This is a genomic window from Enterovirga rhinocerotis (assembly GCF_004363955.1).
In the GTDB taxonomy this organism is placed as follows: domain Bacteria; phylum Pseudomonadota; class Alphaproteobacteria; order Rhizobiales; family Beijerinckiaceae; genus Enterovirga; species Enterovirga rhinocerotis.
Genome location: NZ_SNZR01000013.1, coordinates 471886 through 491523, shown reverse-complemented (window position 1 = coordinate 491523; position 19638 = coordinate 471886). Strand labels below are relative to the sequence as shown.

Annotated in this window: 17 protein-coding genes; 12 read left to right on the top strand and 5 right to left on the bottom strand. The window is 69.2% G+C overall.

Annotation, left to right across the window (positions count from 1 at the left end):
* Positions 1 to 153: 153 nt before the first annotated feature.
* Together EV668_RS14000 and EV668_RS13995 are read right to left on the bottom strand one after the other, a co-directional pair.
* Complete coding sequence (locus tag EV668_RS14000) at positions 154 to 711, bottom strand: hypothetical protein (protein ID WP_133771034.1); 558 nt, start codon at positions 709 to 711, stop codon at positions 154 to 156.
* Between the two features lie 178 nt (positions 712 to 889).
* A complete protein-coding gene (locus EV668_RS13995) occupies positions 890 to 2092 on the bottom strand; it encodes an ABC transporter substrate-binding protein (protein WP_133771032.1) in 1203 nt (400 codons plus the stop codon).
* A gap of 87 nt (positions 2093 to 2179) precedes the next feature.
* Between EV668_RS13995 and EV668_RS13990 the strand changes: the two genes are divergently transcribed.
* From EV668_RS13990 to EV668_RS13980, 3 genes are all read left to right on the top strand, one after another.
* Positions 2180 to 2926 (top strand): SDR family NAD(P)-dependent oxidoreductase, encoded by a 747-nt coding sequence (locus EV668_RS13990; RefSeq protein WP_245513259.1) that lies wholly within the window; start codon positions 2180 to 2182, stop codon positions 2924 to 2926.
* Between the two features lie 40 nt (positions 2927 to 2966).
* On the top strand, positions 2967 to 3848 hold the full coding sequence (locus EV668_RS13985; RefSeq protein WP_133771028.1) for an isocitrate lyase/PEP mutase family protein: 882 nt from the start codon (positions 2967 to 2969) through the stop codon (positions 3846 to 3848).
* A 133-nt stretch (positions 3849 to 3981) separates the two neighbouring features.
* A complete protein-coding gene (locus EV668_RS13980; protein WP_425359630.1) occupies positions 3982 to 5691 on the top strand; it encodes a DEAD/DEAH box helicase in 1710 nt (569 codons plus the stop codon).
* A gap of 21 nt (positions 5692 to 5712) precedes the next feature.
* Here the strand turns inward: EV668_RS13980 and EV668_RS13975 are convergent, their stop codons facing one another.
* Positions 5713 to 6015 carry an alkylphosphonate utilization protein gene (locus tag EV668_RS13975; protein WP_133771024.1) on the bottom strand — a complete coding sequence of 101 codons (303 nt, stop codon included), beginning with the start codon at positions 6013 to 6015 and terminating at the stop codon, positions 5713 to 5715.
* A 272-nt stretch (positions 6016 to 6287) separates the two neighbouring features.
* Between EV668_RS13975 and EV668_RS13970 the strand changes: the two genes are divergently transcribed.
* Positions 6288 to 7007 (top strand): hypothetical protein, encoded by a 720-nt coding sequence (locus EV668_RS13970; RefSeq protein WP_133771022.1) that lies wholly within the window; start codon positions 6288 to 6290, stop codon positions 7005 to 7007.
* Between the two features lie 138 nt (positions 7008 to 7145).
* Here EV668_RS13970 and lepA read toward each other — a convergent pair whose 3' ends face one another.
* Both lepA and EV668_RS25040 read right to left on the bottom strand, forming a co-directional pair.
* Positions 7146 to 8951 (bottom strand): translation elongation factor 4, encoded by a 1806-nt coding sequence (lepA, locus tag EV668_RS13965; protein WP_133771020.1) that lies wholly within the window; start codon positions 8949 to 8951, stop codon positions 7146 to 7148.
* 109 nt (positions 8952 to 9060) lie between these two features.
* On the bottom strand, positions 9061 to 10098 hold the full coding sequence (locus EV668_RS25040) for a hypothetical protein (RefSeq protein ID WP_342636833.1): 1038 nt from the start codon (positions 10096 to 10098) through the stop codon (positions 9061 to 9063).
* Positions 10099 to 10493: 395 nt separating this feature from the next.
* On the opposite strand from EV668_RS25040, the gene EV668_RS13955 reads away from it, so the two are divergent.
* The 8 genes from EV668_RS13955 (at position 10494) to EV668_RS13920 (ending at position 19576) form a co-directional block, all read left to right on the top strand.
* The gene (locus EV668_RS13955; RefSeq protein WP_133771019.1) at positions 10494 to 10778 is read left to right on the top strand and encodes a hypothetical protein; all 285 of its coding nucleotides are present in this window, start codon (positions 10494 to 10496) and stop codon (positions 10776 to 10778) included.
* 83 nt (positions 10779 to 10861) lie between these two features.
* A complete protein-coding gene (mmsB, locus tag EV668_RS13950) occupies positions 10862 to 11752 on the top strand; it encodes a 3-hydroxyisobutyrate dehydrogenase (RefSeq protein WP_133771017.1) in 891 nt (296 codons plus the stop codon).
* Positions 11753 to 11857: 105 nt separating this feature from the next.
* Entirely contained in the window at positions 11858 to 13048 is a 1191-nt protein-coding gene (locus tag EV668_RS13945; RefSeq protein ID WP_133771015.1) for a peptide ABC transporter permease, read from the top strand.
* 16 nt (positions 13049 to 13064) lie between these two features.
* Positions 13065 to 14321, top strand: coding sequence for a M20/M25/M40 family metallo-hydrolase (locus EV668_RS13940; RefSeq protein ID WP_133771013.1), 1257 nt, complete (start codon positions 13065 to 13067; stop codon positions 14319 to 14321).
* A 237-nt stretch (positions 14322 to 14558) separates the two neighbouring features.
* A complete protein-coding gene (locus EV668_RS13935) occupies positions 14559 to 16625 on the top strand; it encodes a sensor histidine kinase (protein ID WP_245513169.1) in 2067 nt (688 codons plus the stop codon).
* A complete protein-coding gene (locus EV668_RS13930) occupies positions 16615 to 18360 on the top strand; it encodes an ATP-binding response regulator (protein ID WP_133771011.1) in 1746 nt (581 codons plus the stop codon). The genes EV668_RS13935 and EV668_RS13930 overlap by 11 nt, the downstream gene beginning before the upstream one ends.
* A complete protein-coding gene (locus EV668_RS13925) occupies positions 18357 to 19076 on the top strand; it encodes a response regulator (protein ID WP_133771009.1) in 720 nt (239 codons plus the stop codon). Before EV668_RS13930 ends, EV668_RS13925 begins: the two co-directional genes overlap by 4 nt.
* A 167-nt stretch (positions 19077 to 19243) precedes the next feature.
* Positions 19244 to 19576, top strand: a complete 333-nt coding sequence (locus EV668_RS13920) for a hypothetical protein (RefSeq protein WP_133771003.1) — start codon at positions 19244 to 19246, stop codon at positions 19574 to 19576.
* Positions 19577 to 19638 lie beyond the last annotated feature (62 nt).

Below are 19638 nucleotides of genomic sequence, written 5' to 3'. Positions count from 1 at the left end.
CATCAAATCTGCGGAGGAGGTCCGGCCTGCCTGCTCCGCCGTCACTCACCTTCGGAATAGAACTCGACGCGCACCTCGACGAGGGCAAGTTCGACCATCTTGGACGGGCGCCGTCGCCTTCGACGTCGACGACCCAGAAGCTGCCGTCCCAATTCATGACCAACCGATCTCCGCCCGGCCGTGCCGGTTCGGCAGGTGAGGATGCCGCCGGTCGTGGACCTGATAGTTCAGGGAGTGCTCGATGAAGTAGCGCTGCTGTTCGGTGCTGCCCTCGACCTCGATCCGGCGCTCGTCGATGTCGATCCGTCCCGGATCGAGCGATACCGTCCTCGCAAGCTCAAGGACCGCTTCGGCCGAAGGCGTGCGGTCGGAACCAGCACAACGGGCGACCTGATCGGCCGGGCATACGTTGCAGATGCCCCGGATGCCGAAGTGACCGTTGTACTCGACGGTACCGTGGGCGTACGCGACACCGCACGAGGTCTTCCTGCAGATCGGCTTTCCTTCGAAGGCTGACAGCACGCGACGTTCGATGTCGCGGGGCATGATCTTGCGTCGGGCGATCTCGGGATAGGCGTCCAGAACTCCACCCCCTCTCAGGTAGGATCGGATCTCCTCTCGGAAGAAGAGGCCCGGAAGATGGCGCAGCAGACGCTTGCCCGTGGACGGCGTGCGTTTCGCGCTCGGGTCTTCCACCACCAGGAGACGCACGCCTCACGGCCGCATTGCCCCGCCAGGCGCCAGCGGGAGGCCTTATCCGGATCGGCCGGAGCCTCGAACCGTCGAGGGAGCTTGGCGCGGGCTCGGCCAGGTCCTCGACGTCCTGTCTCCGGGAGATCCGATCGTCCCGCGGCGATGAGCCATCGTATCCGCGAGACAGCGTGACGCTTTACTGGCCGGCCAGGCGCGGGCAGTTGGTCTCGGGCTGGAAGGCCTGATCGCCGGGCACCGTCGATATGACGTTGTAGTAGTCCCACTCGCCCTTCGATTCGGACGGCTTCTTGACCTCGACGAGGAAGAAGTCGTGGATCATCTGCCCATCGCGGCGGATCCGCCCGTTCTGCGCGAAGACGTCGTTGACGGGCGTCTCCCGCATCTTGGCGAGCACGGCCTTGGTGTCCTTCGTCGCTGCCGCCTTGATGGCGTTCAGGTAGTGCCTGGTCGCCGAATAGACGCCGGCCTGGTGCATGGTGGGAACCTTGCCGTGCAACTTCTTGAAGCGCTCGGAGAAGGCGCGGCTTTCGGCGTTCCGGTCCCAATAGAACGGCGTCGACAGATACATGCCCTGCGTCACCTCGAGGCCCAGACCCTTGATGTCGGTCACGTCGAAGAGCAGGCCGAGAAGCTTCTGGCCGGACGCCTGCAATCCGAATTCGGCGGCCTGCTTGACGGCGGTCTGCATATCCCCACCGGAACTGGCGAGCGCCACGACCTTCGCGCCGGATCCCTGCGCCGTGAGAAGATAGGAGGAGAAGTCGGGAGATCCGATGGGGTTGAGGGCGCGCCCGACCACCTTGCCGCCGGATGCGGTCACGGCTTCCGTGGCATCGCGCTCCAGCGCGTGCCCGAAGGCGTAATCGGTCGTGATGAAGAACCAGCTGTCGTCACCCCGCTTCACCGTTGCCCGCCCGGCGACGTTCGACAGGGCGGAGGTGTTGTAGGTCCACTGGATCGTATTCTCGGAGCAGAACTTGCCCGTGATCTCCGAGGCTCCGGAACTCGAGAGCAGAACGATTTTGTCCTTCTCCTGCGCGATCCGCTGGACGGCCAGCGCGATCGACGACACCGGGATGTCGAGGACGACATCGACCCCCTCCGTGTCGAACCATTTGCGGGCGATGCTGCTGCCGATATCGGGCTTGTTCTGGTGGTCCGCTCCGACGACTTCGACCTTGAACCCCTCGATCGGGCCGACATCGGCCTTGGCCATCTCCGCCGCGATGACGGAGCCTTTGCCGTTGGCATCCGAAAAGACGCCCGACATGTCCGTCAGGACACCAAGCTTCACCGTCTGGTCTGCCGCTTTTGCGGGCAGTCCTTGAAACAACAGGGTGCCGGCGAGCAGGCTTGCCGCCAGGTTGACGCGTTTCATAATCTCTCCGTGAGGGGTTCTTGAAGCCTGGGAAGGGTGATACGCCGCGCGTTCTACGTTCCCCCGATCGGATAGCAAAGGGTCGTGATGCGCTTGGACGGCAAAGTAGCGGTCGTGACCGGGGCCGCACGCGGCATCGGCCTCGGCATCGCCGAGGCGTTTCTCCGCGAAGGGGCTAGCGTCCTGCTGGCGGACCTCGACGAGGGAGCCGTCGCAGAGACCGCGAGCCGTCTCGAGGCCACCTCCCCCGGGCGGGTCGCCCCCGTCGCGGTCGACGTCTCGTCCCAGCCGGATTGCGCCCGCATGATCGGCGCTGCGGTCGAGCGCTTCGGCGCGCTCGACATCCTCGTCTGCAATGCGGGCATCGTCCGCCAGGCGAGCCCGATCGAGGACATCGCGCCCGAGACGTGGGAGCGGGTGCTCGGCGTCAATCTGATGGGCTGCGTCTACCCGACCCAGGTCTTCGCCCCGCTCGCCAAGGCGAGGGGATCGGGTCGGATCATCTACATGGCCTCCGTCGCCGGCGAGGTCGGCGGCGTCAGTGCCGAGATGACCTATTCGGTGAGCAAGGCCGGCGTGCTCTGCCTGACCAAGGCGGTCGCCCGCCAGCTCGCGCCGCACGGCATCACCGTCAACGCCATCGCGCCCGGCGCGATCGAGACCGCGATGACGGACGTCCTGCAATACGACGCCTCGGTCATGCGCTCCATTCCGCTCGGTCGCTACGGCGAGGCGGACGACATCGCCGCGGCGGCGCTCTACCTCGCCTCCGACGACGCGAAATACGTCACCGGCTCCACGCTCGACGTGAACGGCGGCCTGTTCATGCGCTGACGTCGGCGCAGGTCTTTTTCATTCGGCAAGGTCTCCCAGCATGGACATGTATGAAAAGCGGGTGCGGCTCCGCGAGCTCCTGGCCGAGCCCGATTGCACGCCGCTGATGGGCGCCTACGACGTTCTGAGCGCGAAGATCATCGAGCGGGCGGGTTTCCCCGTTCTCTACACCGGCAGCTTCGTCACGGGGGCGAGCGCCTTGGCGCTGCCCGATGTCGGCCTCGTCCAGCTCCACGACCTGCTCGGGCTCGCGCGCGAGATCGCGAAGGAAACCGACATCCCGATCGTCTGCGACGCCGATAGCGGCTGGTACCATGCCGGCAACATCTGGCGCACGGTCCACGAATTCGAATCCGCGGGCGTCTCCGGGATCCATATCGAGGACCAGATGTTCGGCAAGCATACCGAACAGGAGGCGCTGTTCGTCGATACGGACGTCATGTGCGAGCGCATCCGCGCCTGCTGCGACGCCCGCCGCGACAAGAACTTCATGATCATCGCGCGCACCGACGCGCTCTACCTCAAGGGCGACGAGGAAGAGGCCGTCGCCCGCGCCAACGCCTATCTCGCGGCGGGGGCCGATGCCGCCTTCATCGTCTTCAAGGGATCGGTGAAGTCGCTGCGCGACTTCCGGCGGCGCATCGACGGGCCGCTGATCGTGACCAGCGTCGACTTCCAGGATTCGATCGCCGACGAGACCGCGGCCGGCGCGAACATGTCCGTCTACTGGCCGCTGGCGATCTTCGCCGCCTACAAGGCGGTCAGCCACGTCTGCGAGGAGTTCATGCGGACGAAGGACGCCTCGAAGCTCCAGGAGTATTGCTTCGACGAGGGCGCTCTGAACCGGCTGATGCCCTACGACAGGTTCGACGCCAACGTCGCCAAGTACAACGTGCGCGACAGCCTCGCCCGCCGGCGGTGAGGACGGCGCCGCGCGATGCGACCGCGAAGGGCGCAGACGCGGGAGCCCATCCGGTGTAGGGAGCCGGACGACGATCCATCCGGCCGGCCGATTCCGGTCCCGGCGGCGTGAGGATCGCGATCAGGACATGACGTTGGGATTTCCGATCAGCAGCGCGCCTCTCCTCAGGGCGCTGGAGGGCCGCCATTACGACGCGCCGACCCCCGTTCAGGCCGCGGTGCTCGACCCCGCCCTCGCGGGCCGCGACCTCCTCGTCTCGGCGCAGACCGGCTCCGGCAAGACGGTCGCCTTCGGCCTCGCCATGGCCGCCGAGATCCTCGGCGAGCAGGAGGCCTTCGAGCCGGCCGGGCTTCCCCTCGCGCTCGTCGTCGCGCCGACCCGCGAACTCGCCCTCCAGGTCCAGCGCGAGCTGACCTGGCTCTACGCGCCGGCCGGCGGGCGCATCGCCTCCTGCGTCGGCGGCATGGACCCGCGCCGCGAGCAGCGGGCGCTGGCCGCGGGCGTGCACATCGTCGTCGGCACGCCGGGGCGCCTGCGCGACCATCTCGAACGGCGGCACCTCGACCTTTCGGCCCTGCGCGCCCTGGTGCTGGACGAGGCCGACGAGATGCTCGATCTCGGCTTCCGCGAAGACTTGGAATTCATCCTCTCGGCGGCACGGCCGGAGCGGCGCACGCTCCTGTTCTCCGCCACCCTGCCGAAGCCCATCGTCGCCCTCGCCCGCACCTTCCAGCGCGACGCCCAGCGGCTCGAGATCGGCTCGGCCGAGCGCGGCCATGCCGATATCGAATATCGCGCGCTCCGCGTGCTCCCGCGCGAGATCCCGCTCGTCGTCGTGAACGTGCTGCGCCAGTTCGAGGCCCCGGCGGCGCTCGTCTTCTGCAATACGCGCGAGGCCGTGCGCTACCATCAGGCGACCCTCTCCGAGCGCGGCTTCTCCGTCGTCGCGCTCTCGGGCGAACTCAGCCAGAACGAGCGCAACGGCGCGCTCCAGGCGCTGCGGGACGGCCGGGCGCGGGTCTGCGTCGCGACGGACGTCGCCGCCCGCGGCATCGACCTGCCGGGCCTCGCCCTCGTCATCCATGCCGACCTGCCGACCAATGCCGAGACGATGCAGCACCGGAGCGGCCGCACGGGCCGGGCCGGGCGCAAAGGCGTCTCGGTGCTGCTCGTCCCGCCCGCGCGGCGGCGCAAGGCCGAGCAGCTCTTCCAGACGGCCGACGTCGTCCCGGCCTGGTCAGGGCCGCCCGCGGCCGACGAGATCCGCACGCTCGACGAGGAGCGCCTCCTCCGCCATCCGGTCTTCCAGGAGGCAGCCGACGAGGACGAGGACGCGATGGGCCGCGCGCTGCTCGCCGCGCATCCGGCCGAGACCATCGCCGCCGCCCTCGTCCGGCTCTACCGCGAACGCCTTCCGGCCGCCGAGGAGGTGATCGATCCCGGCTTCAAGCCGCTCCGCCCGGAGCGGATCCGCCCCGAACGCGGCTTCGGCGACGGCGCCGGAGCGGAAGCGCCGGGCGACGCGACCTTCGCGCGCGGGGCGTGGTTCCTGCTGACGACGGGCCGCGCCAAGGGCGCCGATCCGAAATGGCTGCTGCCGATGCTGTGCAAGCGCGGCGGCGTCACCCGCAGCGACATCGGCCCCATCCGCATCTTCGATCGGGAGACGAAGGTCCTCATCAGCGACCGCGCCGCCGACAGCTTCGCCCGCGCGGTGCACGGGACCGAGGTCCAGGGGATCCGCATCGAGCCGGTCTCGGGGCCGGCCCGCGCGCCGAAACATGCGCGGCGGGTGGCGGCGGCGAAACCGGCGGGGAAGAAGCGGCCGGCGCCCAAGCGCTGAGCCGCTCGGCCGCGGTCGTCCTCAGCGCTTGCGCACGAATTCCGTGCGCAGGACGAGGCCCTTGATGCCGTCGTAGCGGCAATCGATCTCCTCGGGATCGTCCGTGAGGCGGATCGAGCGGATCACCGTGCCCTGTTTCAGGGTCTGCCCCGCGCCCTTGACCTTGAGGTCCTTGATCAGCGCCACCGAGTCGCCGTCGGCCAGGATGTTTCCGGCCGCGTCGCGCACCTCAGGCCGCGCCGCGGCCTCGGCGGCCGCCGCCACCTCGGAGGCCGGCCGCCATTCGCCGGTCGCCTCGTCATACACGTAATCGTCGTCGGCCATCGCCCCTCTGCCTTGTTGTCCGCGCCCTTGTGGCCGCGGGAGGGGGCCGGGGACAAGGCCCGGAAGCGCAGTGCAGATGCGCCGAGGGCTGGAAGGGAATGGTGGGGACGTCGCGGGCGCAGCCCGGCGCGGAGGCTTGCTTGCCTCACCCCGTCCGATCCTGAGGCCGATGACGACGGCGCAGGGTCGCGCGTTTTATCTGCGGAAGGTCGATAGAAGAGACAAGGCGCCGCCTCTCGCGCGGTGATGCCGTGGCGTTCGGAAGGGACCGGATGACGGGTAGGGACTTCTCTCGTGGCACCAAGGCGCCGAGGACCACGCGCGTCGGCGTGCTCCTCGCTCTGCTGTGCGCTCCGGTGGCGGCGCCTGCGCAGATGACCTGCAGCCGTCAGATCGAGGAGCGCGACTTCGTCCTGACCGGCATGTTCCAGCGCCATCCCGGCATGACGACCGAAATAGCCAGCTTCCCCTTATTCGCGTCGGCCGACCGCCTTGCCTATGCCGTCTGCCCCTCGCTCGAGGATCGTGGCGAGGAGCGCACGGTATGCCGGGTCGCCGTTCTCGAGAGGCGAGGACAGGCCATGTCGCCCCTGGCGAGCCTCGACGTGGACGGCTGCTCCCCGGACGCCCCTTGGAATCCGGATTGCCCCGACTTCACCGCCGAAGGCTTCACGGCAGGCAATGCCGGCAAACTGGCGAAATCCCTGCAGCGTACGCACAAGGGTATCTGCGCGCATTTCGGGTCCACGCCGGTCGCGACGCTGAAGCCCGTCCCCGGTGAGGCGGCAAGCCCCGCGGGCCTGGACGCCGGCACGGTCTTCGAACTCCATGCGGGCTGCGCCGCGCTCGGGAGCCCGGCGAAGAGCCTGTGTGAAGCTCTGATGCGCACCCCGGGAAGCGCGACAGGGAGCGTGGTGCAGATGCGGGCCGATGAACGGGTCATCGTCTGCACCGTCTCGCCCCGGGGCGAGATCGCGCTGTGCTCGCCCTGAAGCGATCGGGGATGGGCCGGCGGTGCTGACCGGGAAGGCCAGCCGGCACCCGGCGGCCCCGAGAGAGCGCGACGCGTTACGGCTTCGAGGAAACGGAGCGGGTCGCCACAGCAGCCTCGCACGTCGCCGAGATGACCCTCACGAATCCATCTTCAGCGCGGCGATGAAGGCCTCCTGCGGGATCTCCACGCGGCCGAACTGGCGCATGCGCTTCTTGCCTTCCTTCTGCTTCTCGAGGAGCTTGCGCTTGCGGGTGGCGTCGCCGCCATAGCACTTGGCGGTCACGTCCTTCGAGAGCGCCCGGATGGTCTCGCGGGCGATGATCTTGCCGCCGATCGCGGCCTGGACCGGGATCTGGAAGAGGTGGCGGGGGATCAGGTCCTTCAGCTTCTCGCACATGGCGCGGCCGCGGCTCTCGGCGCGGTCGCGGTGGACCAGCATCGAGAGCGCGTCGACGGGCTCGGCATTGACGAGGATCGACATCTTCACGAGGTCGCCCTCGCGGTAATCCGTCACGGCATAGTCGAAGGAGGCGTAGCCCTTCGAGATCGACTTCAGGCGGTCGTAGAAGTCGAACACGACCTCGTTCAGCGGCAGGTCGTAGATGACCATGGCGCGCTTGCCGACATAGTTGAGGTCGATCTGCACGCCGCGCCGGTCCTGGCAGAGCTTGAGGATGCCGCCGAGATACTCGTCCGGCGTCAGGATGGTGGCGCGGATCCAGGGCTCCTCGATCGTCTCGATCTTCATCACGTCCGGCATGTCGGCCGGGTTGTGGAGCTCCTTGATCGTGCCGTCGCGCATGTTGAGATGGTAGACGACGGAGGGCGCGGTCGAGATGAGGTCGAGGTTGAACTCGCGCTCGAGCCGCTCCTGGATGATCTCGAGGTGCAGCAGTCCGAGGAAGCCGCAGCGGAAGCCGAAGCCGAGCGCGGCGGAGGTCTCCATCTCGTAGCTGAAGCTGGCATCGTTCAGGCGCAGCCGCCCCATGGCCGCGCGCAGGTCCTCGAAATCGGCCGCATCGACCGGGAAGAGGCCGCAGAAGACGACCGGCTGGACGGGCTTGAAGCCCGGCAGCATCGCGGCGGTCGGCTTCTTGTCCTCGGTGATGGTGTCACCGACGGCGGTGTCGGCCACCTCCTTGATCGAGCCGGTGAGAAAGCCGACCTCGCCCGGGCCGAGCCGGGCGACATCCGTCATCTTCGGCCGGAAGACGCCGACCTTGTCGACGCCGTAGACGGCGCCGGTGCCCATCATCTTGATGGTCATGCCCTTCTTGAGCACGCCGTCGACGATGCGCACGAGGACGACGACGCCGAGATAGGCGTCGTACCAGCTATCGACGAGGAGGGCCTTCAGCGGCGCCGTCTCGTCGCCCTTGGGCGGCGGCAGGCGCTGGACGATCGCCTCCAGCACGAGGTCGATGCCGATGCCGGTCTTGGCCGAGATCGGCACGGCGTCCGAGGCGTCGAGGCCGATCACCTCCTCGATCTGCTCCTTCACGCGGTCGGGCTCGGCCGCCGGCAGGTCGATCTTGTTGAGGACGGGGACGATCTCGTGATTCGCATCGAGCGCCTGGTAGACGTTCGCGAGCGTCTGCGCCTCGACCCCCTGGGAGGCGTCGACGACGAGGAGCGAGCCCTCGCAGGCGGCGAGCGAGCGCGAGACTTCGTAGGCGAAATCGACGTGGCCGGGCGTGTCCATGAGGTTGAGGACGTAGTCCTTGCCGTCCTGCGCCCTGTATTCGAGGCGCACCGTCTGCGCCTTGATCGTGATGCCGCGCTCCTTCTCGATATCCATGTTGTCGAGGACCTGCTCGGTCATCTCGCGCGCGGTGAGGGTGCCGGTCTGCTGGATCAGCCGGTCCGCGAGCGTCGACTTGCCGTGGTCGATATGCGCCACGATCGAGAAGTTGCGGATGGTGTCGATCGGATGGGAGGTCATCTGAGATCCGACGCGGAGCCTGCGAGCCGCGCGCCCAAGCGAATACGCTGAAAGAGAAGCGCCGCAGATAGCAGCCGACAGGGTTAACGGAAAGGGGCGCGGCCCGCCCTCAGGGGGCGGGGCGCTGGCGGAACGCGTAGAAGCCGCCATCGGCGTCGTAGAGCACGTCGAACCCGTTCAGGAGATGCAGTCCCGTATTGACGAAGGTCTGCGGCCGCCGGGTGTTCAGGACGACCCGGCTCGGGGCGAGCGCGGACCCGTCGTCGCCGACGGCGAAGGCATAGGATGCCGCCGCCGGCGCATCGGCACCGCTCGCCTGCGGGAAGCGGATCGCGACCCGGCTACCCGGGCTCAGGGCCGGGCGGCCGTCCTCGAGCGATCCGGCGACGGCCTCCCGCGGCATCGTCAGGAACATGCCCGTGACGCCGGTATCGACGAGGCCGCGTCCGCAGGCGGAGGGGCCGGCATCGACGGCGATGCAGGCCGGCACGCCCAGCCAGTCGCCGGCGATGTCGGGATGCGGGTCGAGCTTCACGAAGCGGAACTCGCCCCGCGTATTGGCGGGCGTCAGGCCGACATGGACGCCCTCCTTCGTCACGACATAGCCGCGATGGAGCCGCCTCCCGCCGGGATCGAGATTGAGCAGCGGGTTGGTGTCGGGCGTGCTCTGCGACTGGGCATCCCCCTCGCGTCCGAACCCGACGCCCATCATGGCGACGTGAGCCGGCGCCTCCTCCGGCGTGCAGTCGCGGGCCTGCTCCGTGCAGTCGATCCGGTCGACGGCGAGGACGGGGATCGGCCGGGTCGTCACGCGCGCCTCGTCACGGCCCCACAGCGTGACGGGCACCGTGACCCAGCGGCCGATCATAATCCGGCCCGAGCTCGTATAGGTCAGGCGCCCCGGCCGCGCCGGCAGCGAATCGACGTCGGGGATGCGGCTCGCCGAGACGACGATGCCGGTCGAGCCGGTATCCATCAGGACGGGGCGCGCCTCGCCGCCGAAGGAAAGGCCGAGGCGCGGCGAACGCTCGGCCTCCTCGCCCCGCGCGGGCGCATTGAGGAAGGGCAGGAAGGTCCCGGCGGCGCCGTCCTCATAGCGCGGCCGCGTCTCGGCGGAGGCGGGGGACGCCAGCCAGGCGAATGCCAAACAGGCGGCCGCCGACCATCGCAGGGTCGATCGCCCGGCCGCGACGGGGCGGCCGTGGCGCTGAGCGCATGTCTGAGCGCTGGTCTGAGCGCATGTCATGGCGATGCTCCTCCCTCGATCCTCACCCGATATGGGCTTGCGTCTCTCGCGATCCCGCACGCCCACGCCCGCAACGCATCGGATGGCTAACGGGAGCCGAAGCGGATCGATCGCTTTGGCTGCGACAGGGCGAGCGAGCGTCCGGAGCCCCGGCGGCGTGGACCTCACGGCGAATCGCCCCAGAATGCGGGGAGGCGACCACGCCGGCAACGACATCCGTCGGAAACCGGGCCTGCCTAGCGTCGCAACCGCCAAATGCCCGCGCCGGCGCCTGGGCGCGCCTTGGAGCCTCAGTCATGCAGGATCAATCCGCCTCGCCCGTGCCGGCCCCCGCCCCAGCCCCCGTCGCGACGTGGCGCATCGTGACGGCCGCCATTCTCGACTTCACGACCGCCTTCTTCGTCCTCGGCCATGCCGTCGCACTGGTCAGCGGTGGGACGACGGCGACGGGCTTTCAGCTCAACGGCCTCCCCGCCACCGTGCTCTTCGTGCTGATCATCGCCTATTTCGTGATCGGCAACCGCACCGGCGGCACGCTCTGGAAGCGCCTTCTCGGGGTTCCTGTGCGACGCTCGGCCTGATGCCTCCTGCCGTCTTGCGCCCCGGCGCACGATCGGAGAGAGGCTGAAGACAACAGCGCAGCGGTCTTCAGGGAGAGAAACGCATGACAACCATCGCCTTCATCGGGCTCGGCAACATGGGCGGGCCGATGGCCGCCAATCTCGTCAAGGCCGGCCATCGCGTGCGCGGCTTCGATCTGGTCCCGGCATCGCTCGAACAGGCGAAGGCGGACGGGATCGAGATCGCCGCGAGCGCTCTCGACGCCGTCGAGGGGGCGGAGGCGATCGTCACCATGCTGCCGGCCGGCAAGCATGTGCGCGCGGTCTGGGCCGAGATCGTGCCGGCCGCCAAGGCGGGAGCGCTCATCGTCGACTGCTCGACCATCGACGTCGAGAGCGCGCGCGCCGTCCACGAGATCGCGGCCGCACGCGGCCTGAAATCGCTCGACGCTCCCGTCTCAGGCGGCACGGTCGGCGCCAAGGGCGCGACCCTGACGCTCATGGTCGGCGGCACCGAGGAGGCCTTCGCGGCCGGCGAGCCGATCCTCGCGAAGATGGGCCGCCGCGTCGTCCATTGCGGCGGTGCGGGCGCCGGCCAGGCCGCCAAGATCTGCAACAACATGATCCTCGGCATCTCGATGATCGGCATCTCCGAGGCCTTCGTCCTCGGCGAGAAGCTCGGCCTGTCCCATCAGGCCCTCTTCGACGTCGCCTCGACCTCGTCCGGCTCCTGCTGGTCCCTGGTGACGCATTGCCCCGTGCCGGGCCCGGTCCCGACCAGCGCCGCCAATCACGGCTACAAGCCGGGCTTCGCGACCGAACTCATGCTGAAGGACCTGCTTCTGTCGCAGGAGGCGGCGAAGAGCGCGGGAGCCGCGACGCCGCTCGGCGCGAAGGCCGCCGCCCTCTACACCCGCTTCCGCGAGGAGGGCCACGGCGCCGAGGATTACTCGGCGATCGTGACCTATCTGCGCGAACAGACTCCCGAGGCCTGAGCCGGCTGCGCCGCGGCACTGTTGCCGCGATCCTACAGCAAGGGCCGGGAGAGCCCGATACGGTCGGCGGCGTCGATCATCGATCCTCTCCCGGCTCGCGAGGGAATGGCGCAAACTTCACGGTCCCTGCTCGATCCGACCCGCGACACGGCCTCCGTGCTGCGCCGGGTCGGCATCCTCGTTCTGCTCGTCGCGCTGCCGCCGGCCGCCGCGATGGCGAGGACGGGGGCCGTCGTCGCTTTCGCGATCGGCGTCGTGCTCATCGCCATCGCGGCCGCCCTCGACATGCCGCCGAACCGGCTCCGCCAGACTCTCCTACGGCTCACCGGATCGACGGCCGTCGTCGCGGCGGGCGTCGCCGCCGTCTGGACGGCCCTCTCCCTCGCCTGGACGCCGGCCTCCGCCTGGCGCGCGGCGGCCAGCATCACGGTGATCCTCGCACTCGGCCTCGTCGGCTTCGCCGCGCTTCCGGAACGGATGCGATCCGCCAACCTCTATCCCGCACCGATCGGCGTCGGCGCTCTCGCCCTCGCCTCTGCCGGATTGCTGCTCGGGCTCTGGGGCGACGAGGGCACCGAGGGCGCACGCCAGATCGAGCGGGCGCTCGCGGTCCTGGTTCTGCTCGCCTGGCCGGCCATCGCCTGGTTGCGCTCGCGCGGGCGCGATGTCGAGGCGGTGGCGCTGGGCCTTTCGGTGGCGGTGATCGCGGCCTTTGGCCCGACTGCCGTGGCCGTCATGGCATTCGCGTTCGGCGCGGTGGCCTATCTGTCGGCACAGCTGTTTCGACGTGGCGCGGCGGCGCTGGGTCTCCTGCTGGGCGTCCTGCTCCTCGTCGCCCCGGCCCTTCTGGCGGTCGCGCATCTCGATGCCGTCTCGGATCAGGCCTGGTCCGGCGCCATGGCGCGGTGGCGGGAGGCGCTGCTCGGCGAGCCGGCCCGGCTCCTGACCGGTCACGGTTTCGGCTCGCTGCGCGCGAGGCCGGACCTGCCGGACGTGCTGGGCAGCCCGGTTCTTGCGCTCTGGTACGAGCTCGGGATCGTCGGGGTGGCGGCGCTCGCCGTCGCGGTCGCGGCCGGATTGAGCATCGCATCGCGCCATTTCGGCCCCCTCCTCCCCGGCCTCGCCGCGGCGGTCGCGACCGCCTTCGCGCTGGGAGCGGCCGGGATCGGCGGCGGAGCGCTGTGGTGGCCGGTCTCGCTCGTGACGACATGCCTCCTCTTCATCGCCATGCAGCGAGGACAGTTCCGGAGCCGGCGCCCTCGGGCCATGATGGGCTTCGGACGCAGCCAAGCCTGACGGAATCCGGCGCCCCATGACCTCTGTCGAGACCAGTTCTGCCGTGACCACCGACGAATCCCGCCTCCTCGCCGCCATCGACCGGGAGGCGGAGGCCGCTCTCGCCTTCCTGGCGGACCTCGTGAGGGTTCCGTCCGACAATCCTCCGGGCGATTGCGCGCCGTTCGGCGAAGCAGCCGCGCGGGCGCTCGAGGGGCTCGGTCTCACGGTCGAGCGCCATCCGGTCGCCGGCGAGACCTGCCGGGCTCACGGGATGGTTTCGGCGACCAATCTGATCGTCCGTCACCGCTTCGGCGACGGGCCGGTGGTGGCCCTGAACGCCCATGGCGACGTCGTCCCCCCGGGCGAGGGGTGGAGCCGCGATCCCTATGGGGCGGAGATCGTCGACGGCTGGATGATCGGCCGCGGCGTCGCGGTCTCGAAATCGGACATCGCGACCTATGCCTTCGCCCTCAAGGCCCTCGCCGCGAGCGGCCTGCCGCTTCAGGGCACGATCGAGCTTCACGTGACCGCGGACGAGGAGGCGGGCGGCGAGATCGGCCCGGCCTTGCTTCTCTCCCAGGGGCTGACGAAGCCCGATTACGCGATCTGCGCCGGGTTCTCCTACGAGGTCGTGACGGCCCATAACGGCTGCCTCCACCTCGGCATGGAGGTCCGGGGCAAATCCGCCCATGCCGCGCGGCCCGAGACGGGACACGACGCGCTCCGGGCGGCCAATGCCCTGCTGACGCGCCTCTACGCCCATGCCGACGACCTCGCTGGACGGCGCTCGAGCGTCGCCGGGATCAAGGGCCCGAGCTGCGTCGTCGGGCTCGTTTCAGGCGGCATCAACACCAATGTCGTGCCCGACAAGGTCGCACTGCGCCTCGACCGGCGCATCGTGCCGGACGAAGATGCCGCCGTCGCGGAAGCGGATCTGCGGGCGATCGCCGCCGAGGTCGCGGCCTCGCACGAGGGCATCTCCGTCGAAGTCACGCGCATCCTCCTCGCCCGACCCTTCGGCCCGGTGGAGGGATCGGACCGACTGGCCTCCATCGTCGCGGCGCGCGCGAGCGCGGTGATGGGCGCGGCGGTGGCGACGAACGGCGTGCCGCTCTACGCCGATGCGCGCCATTACAGCGAGGCCGGAATCCCGACGATCATGTATGGCTGCGGCCCGCGCACCCTGCTCGAGGCCAATGCCCATCGGGCCGACGAACGCATCCCCGTCGACCATCTCGCCAAGGCGACCAAGGTGATCGCGCTCGCCCTGCGCGACCTTCTGTCCGTCTGACGGCGGCGATCGGGATGCGGCGCTCGACCATCGCGGCCGCACACATGCGCGACATCGGCCGGAAATGACGATCGTTCAAAAGGCGCCATGGCGAGGATCGCTGCCGGATCGGCGCGACGCCGGGATCGCCAAACTGCAGCGGGTTGAGATCTTGGACGTTCCGGGTCAAGCGCGACAGGAGCGGGAGCGCGGCGCGAGCGTCGTCGCGACGGCCCGCACGGTGACGGAAGCCTGACCGTGGCGACCGGCATATCGGAACCCGCGCTGCCTCCGGCAAGCCATTCGGCCCCTTTGCGCGCCGCCGTGCGGCGCACCTCGATCCGCTGGCGCATCATCGCCATCGCGGTCATCAACTCGGCGCTTGCCGTCGTCCTGCTCATGCTGATCTGGAACGGGGCCCAGGTCCTGGCCAAGGCCTGGGCGGACGTCCAGCGCGTCCGGGAATCCGAGCGCTTCCTGACCAATCTCGACGGCGATGCCGAGCGGCTGCAGAGCCTCATCCATCGCTACTTCGCCCAGAGCGAGCCCGCGATCCTCGAAAAGATCGTCGATCTCCGCGACCTCGTCACGAGCCGCTTGCGCGTGCAGGCCCGGCTCGATCCCCTGATCTCCGCGCCGGCGCAGAACCTCACGGCGATCACCGAGCGCCTCATCGCCGGGTTCGACGAGCTCCGGCAGGTGCGCACCGGCATCTCCCTGTCCTATTCCAACAAGATCGTGGGGACGGCCCGGGACATGGCCGATCTCTATGCCTCCCTCGCCGAGGGCCTGCCCGATCTCGGCTCGATGGCGGTCGCCCCGCTCGATCAGTCGCGCGAGGCCTACAACGCCATGGTCCTGGCGGCGAATGCCTTCTACCTCACCGGCTCGCCCGAGGCGGCCCGGGAGGCGCGCGGCAAGGCGGAGATGATCCGCCGGACGGCGCCCGACCTCTTCCCCGGACTTCCCCAGACGGCACGCAGCCAGGCGATGGCGACGCTGGCCGAGAAGGCGGATATCTTCGACCGGGGCATCCAGGACCTCGGCACGGGCTTCCAGACGCAGAGCCGTCTCCTCCGGGAGGCGGTGGACGGAAGCGCCGAGGCGATGTCCTCGGCCATCGACGCGATGAAGAAGAGCATCGCCGGTCTCGAACGCTCGGCCCAGAACCGCTTCGACCAGACGCTCCAGGATGTCGCCCTGAAACTCGCCGTCCTCGCGGTCGCCTTCGTCGTCCTCGTCGGCCTCATGGGGATGGCCATCGCGCGCAGCATCAGCGAGCCCCTCGGCGATCTGTCGAGCGACATGAGGGCCATCACCTCGGGGCAGTACGACCGCCGCATCAAGGGGCTCGACGCCACCGACGAGATCGGCGAGATGGCGCGGGTCGTCGACGTGTTCCGCGGCAATGCCATCGCCAAGCGTCAGGCGGAGGACGACCTCCTGGCGGCGAAGGAGAAGGCCGAAGCCTCCCTCGCCGAGATCAGGGCGATGCAGACGACGCTCATCGAGGCCGAGAAGCTCGCCGCGCTCGGCGGTCTCGTCGCGGGCGTCGCGCACGAGGTCAACAATCCCGTCGGCATCAGCCTCACGGTGGCCTCCAGCCTCCAGGCGCGCAGCGAGGCCTTCTCGTCCGAGGTCGCCTCCGGCGCCTTGCGGAAGTCGCGGCTCGAGGAGTTCATCCTCGGCACCAAGCTCGCGGCGTCGCAGCTCGTCTCGAACCTCCAGCGTGCGGCCGAGCTCATCCAATCCTTCAAGCAGGTCGCCGTGGACCGCAGCCAAGCCGAGCGGCGCTCCTTCGACCTCAAGCTCGCGACCGACCAGATCCTCGCGAGCCTCAGGCCCGTCCTTCGAAGCGCCCAGGTCAGGCTCGTCGTCGACATCCCCGACGGGATCGTGATGGACAGCTTCCCGGGGCCGCTCGGGCAGATCGTCACGAACCTCCTCGTGAACGCGATGCACCACGCCTTCCCGGAGGGCCACCGGGGCGGCTCGATCACGATCGTCGGGCGTCTGAGCGGGGCGGATCAGGTCCGGCTCGTGTTCCGCGACGACGGCCGCGGCATGAGCGAGGAGGTGCAGAGGCAGGCCTTCGATCCCTTCTTCACGACGCGGCGCGGTTCGGGCGGGACGGGACTGGGGCTCCATATCGTGTATAATCTCGTGACCCAGCGGCTCGGAGGCCGGATCGTGCTCTCCTCGGCAGAGGGCGCTGGCACGAGTTTCCTCGTCGAGTTGCCTCTGCAGGCGCCCGACGAGGATGGACGAGGATCATCCGCGGCGCGGACGCCGCCCACGAGGCTCGACGACGCGCATGCAGGATAACGACGACCTCGTCGAGCTGATCGATGACGATGACGGCCCGCCTGCGGAATCGCTTCCTCGCTGGAAGGTTGCGGTCATCGACGACGATCCGGCGGTGCACGACGGCACCCAGTTCGCGCTCTACGACTTCGCTCTCGCCGGACATGGGCTCGAATTGCTGTCGGCGCATTCGGCGGCGGAGGGGCGGGATCTGCTGCGCGCGCATCCCGACATCGCCGTCATCCTGCTCGACGTCGTCATGGAGAGCGACAGCGCCGGGCTCGACCTCGTCGATTTCATCCGCAACGAGCTGAAATACGAGACCGTCCGGATCATCCTGCGGACGGGCCAGCCGGGCCAGGCCCCCGAGCGCCGCGTCATCGTCGATTACGACATCAACGACTACAAGGCGAAGACGGAGCTCACCGCCGACAAGCTCTTCACCAGCCTCACGGCGGCCCTGCGCAGCTACCAGCAGCTCCAGCGCCTCGTTCAGACGCGGCGCGGGCTCGAGATCATCATCGACGCCGCCTCGACCCTGTTCGACCTGCATTCCATGCAGCGCCTGGCGGAGGGCGTGCTGACCCAGATCGCCTCCCTGATCGAGGCCGAATGCTCCGGCATCCTCGTGCTGCGGGACGATGGCCGCCCCGGCGATCCGCTCTCGATCCTCGCCGGCTCGGGCTGCTACCGGGAGGCCGTGTGCCAGGGCTCGGCCGTGGCGATGGGGAACGAGGTCATGGCCGTCGTGCGCCAGGCCCTCGACCGGCAGCAGCACGAGTTCAGAAGCGAGCGCTCCGTGCTCTATCTGCGGACCGGAAGCGGGCGCGAGATCGTGGTGCTCCTCGAGACCGCGAAGAACCTGTCGGATACCAGCCGCGCGCTGGTCGAGGTGTTCTGCTCGCGCCTCGCCATCGCCTTCGACAACGTCATCCTCTACCAGCAGCTCGAGGACGCCAATCTGCGGCTCGAGGAGCGCGTCGCCAAGCGGACGGCCGAACTGAAGAGCGCCAACCGGCGCCTCGCCGCGCAATCCTCCGAGCTCCGCCGCGCCAACCGGTTCAAGACGGAGATCCTCGGCACGATCGCCCATGACCTGAAGAACCCCCTCGGGGTGATCATGGGTCGGTCGGAGATGCTCTCCGACCTCCTGGCCGTCGCCCCCCCGCCCGTGCCGTCGATGAGCAAGCAGGTCGACCAGATCCGCGGCGCCGCGCGGCGGCTGACCGACATGGTCGACGTCCTGATCAGCGATGCCATGAGCGACGCGCTCGACATCACCATCCGGCAGGACGCCATCAATCTGGTCACGCTCGTCGGAGAGGTCGTCGAGGCGAACCGCCCCCTCGCCGACCGCAAGCAGCAGGTGCTGACGGTCGAGGGACCCGAGGCCCTCCTCGTCTGCGGCGATCAGGATCGCCTGTGGGAGGCGATCGACAATCTCGTCTCGAATGCCATCAAGTACTCGCCGAACCAGGGGCGCGTCGCGGTGAGCGTGGAGGAGGCGGAGGCCGGCGGGGCGGTGCTGCTGGTCCGCGACAACGGTCCGGGCCTGTCGCCGGAGGACGAGGGCCGGCTCTTCGGCCGCTTCCAGCGGCTCTCGGCCAAGCCGACCGGCGGCGAAAGCTCGAGCGGTCTCGGACTGTCGATCGCCAAACGCATCGTCGAACTGCATAATGGAACGATCTGGGCCAGGAACAACGCCCCCGATCCCGGGGCGACGTTCGGTCTGTCCTTGAGGAAGACGCTGTCGTGAGTACGCTTCCCCGCATCTTCGTCGTCGACGACGAGGCGCCGGCCCGCGAGATGGTGGGCGACTATCTGAAGATGCACGGTTTCGCCGTCACGCTCTGCGACGGCGGCAGGAGCCTGCGCGAAGCCATCGGCTCGACCCCGCCCGATCTGGTCGTCCTCGACCTCAACATGCCGGAGGAGGACGGGCTGTCGATCGTCCGCGACCTCAAGGCGAAAAGCGGCACTCCGGTGATCATGCTCACCGGCACGGCGAGCCCGATCGACCGCGTGGTCGGTCTCGAACTCGGCGCCGACGACTATCTCGCCAAACCCTGCGAGTTGCGCGAGCTCGTCGCGCGCATCCGGTCCGTGCTGCGGCGGAGCACGGCGACCGAGGCGGCGGCCGCCCATCCGCCGAACCGCAAGGTCAGGTTCGGCACCAAATGGCTCGACCTCGACGCGCATCTGCTGCGCGACGAGAACGATGTCGTGCATCCGCTGACGGCATCCGAATACAACCTGCTCAAGGCCTTCGCCGATCACCCCCAGCGCGTCCTGACGCGCGAGCGCCTGCTCGACCTCGCCTCCGCGCGGGACGACGAGGCCTTCGACCGCGCCATCGACGTGCGCATCACGCGCATCCGGCGCAAGATCGAGCCCAATCCTGGCCAGCCGACGATCATCCAGACGATCCGAGGGGCGGGCTACCTCTTCTCGCCCGACGGGCGCGAGCGCTGACGCCACCGCTCGGCACGCATCGTGTTTCGCGCCGGACTCGAAGCGCGAAACATGAATCGGCCCGCTCGAAACCAAATCCCCGCCCGACGGCGCAGGGCTGAAAAGCACCCGCCGTAAAAGCGCCGCCATCAAAGGGGCCGACCGCCCCTCGGGGAATGGCGACGATGATGAACATCCTGAAACTCGCCGGCCTCAGCGCAGTGCTCGCGGCGATGTTCGTGATCGCGATCGAGGCCTCCAAGGCCGAGTCGCTCGGCGCCGGCCGCATCGCGCAGGTCCGCGCCGAGCCGCTGGCCACGACGGCGCCGCATTCCGAGCCCAAAGCCGGCACGGCGGTTGCCGATGCCGCCGGAGACTGCCGCGCCCAGGCCTGGCCCTATCTCGATCGGGGCTGCACCGCGACGGCGGAGGAGCCCTCGCGCAAGCCCGTCCGGACGATCGCCATCGAGCGGCGCGACACGTCCGATCTCGTCCGGGTGCCGTTCCATCCGGGGCGGTAGCGCGCTGCTGGAGCATGCTGGTTCCGGATTGTTCACTCGACAGCGTGCGGCGACTGTGATCG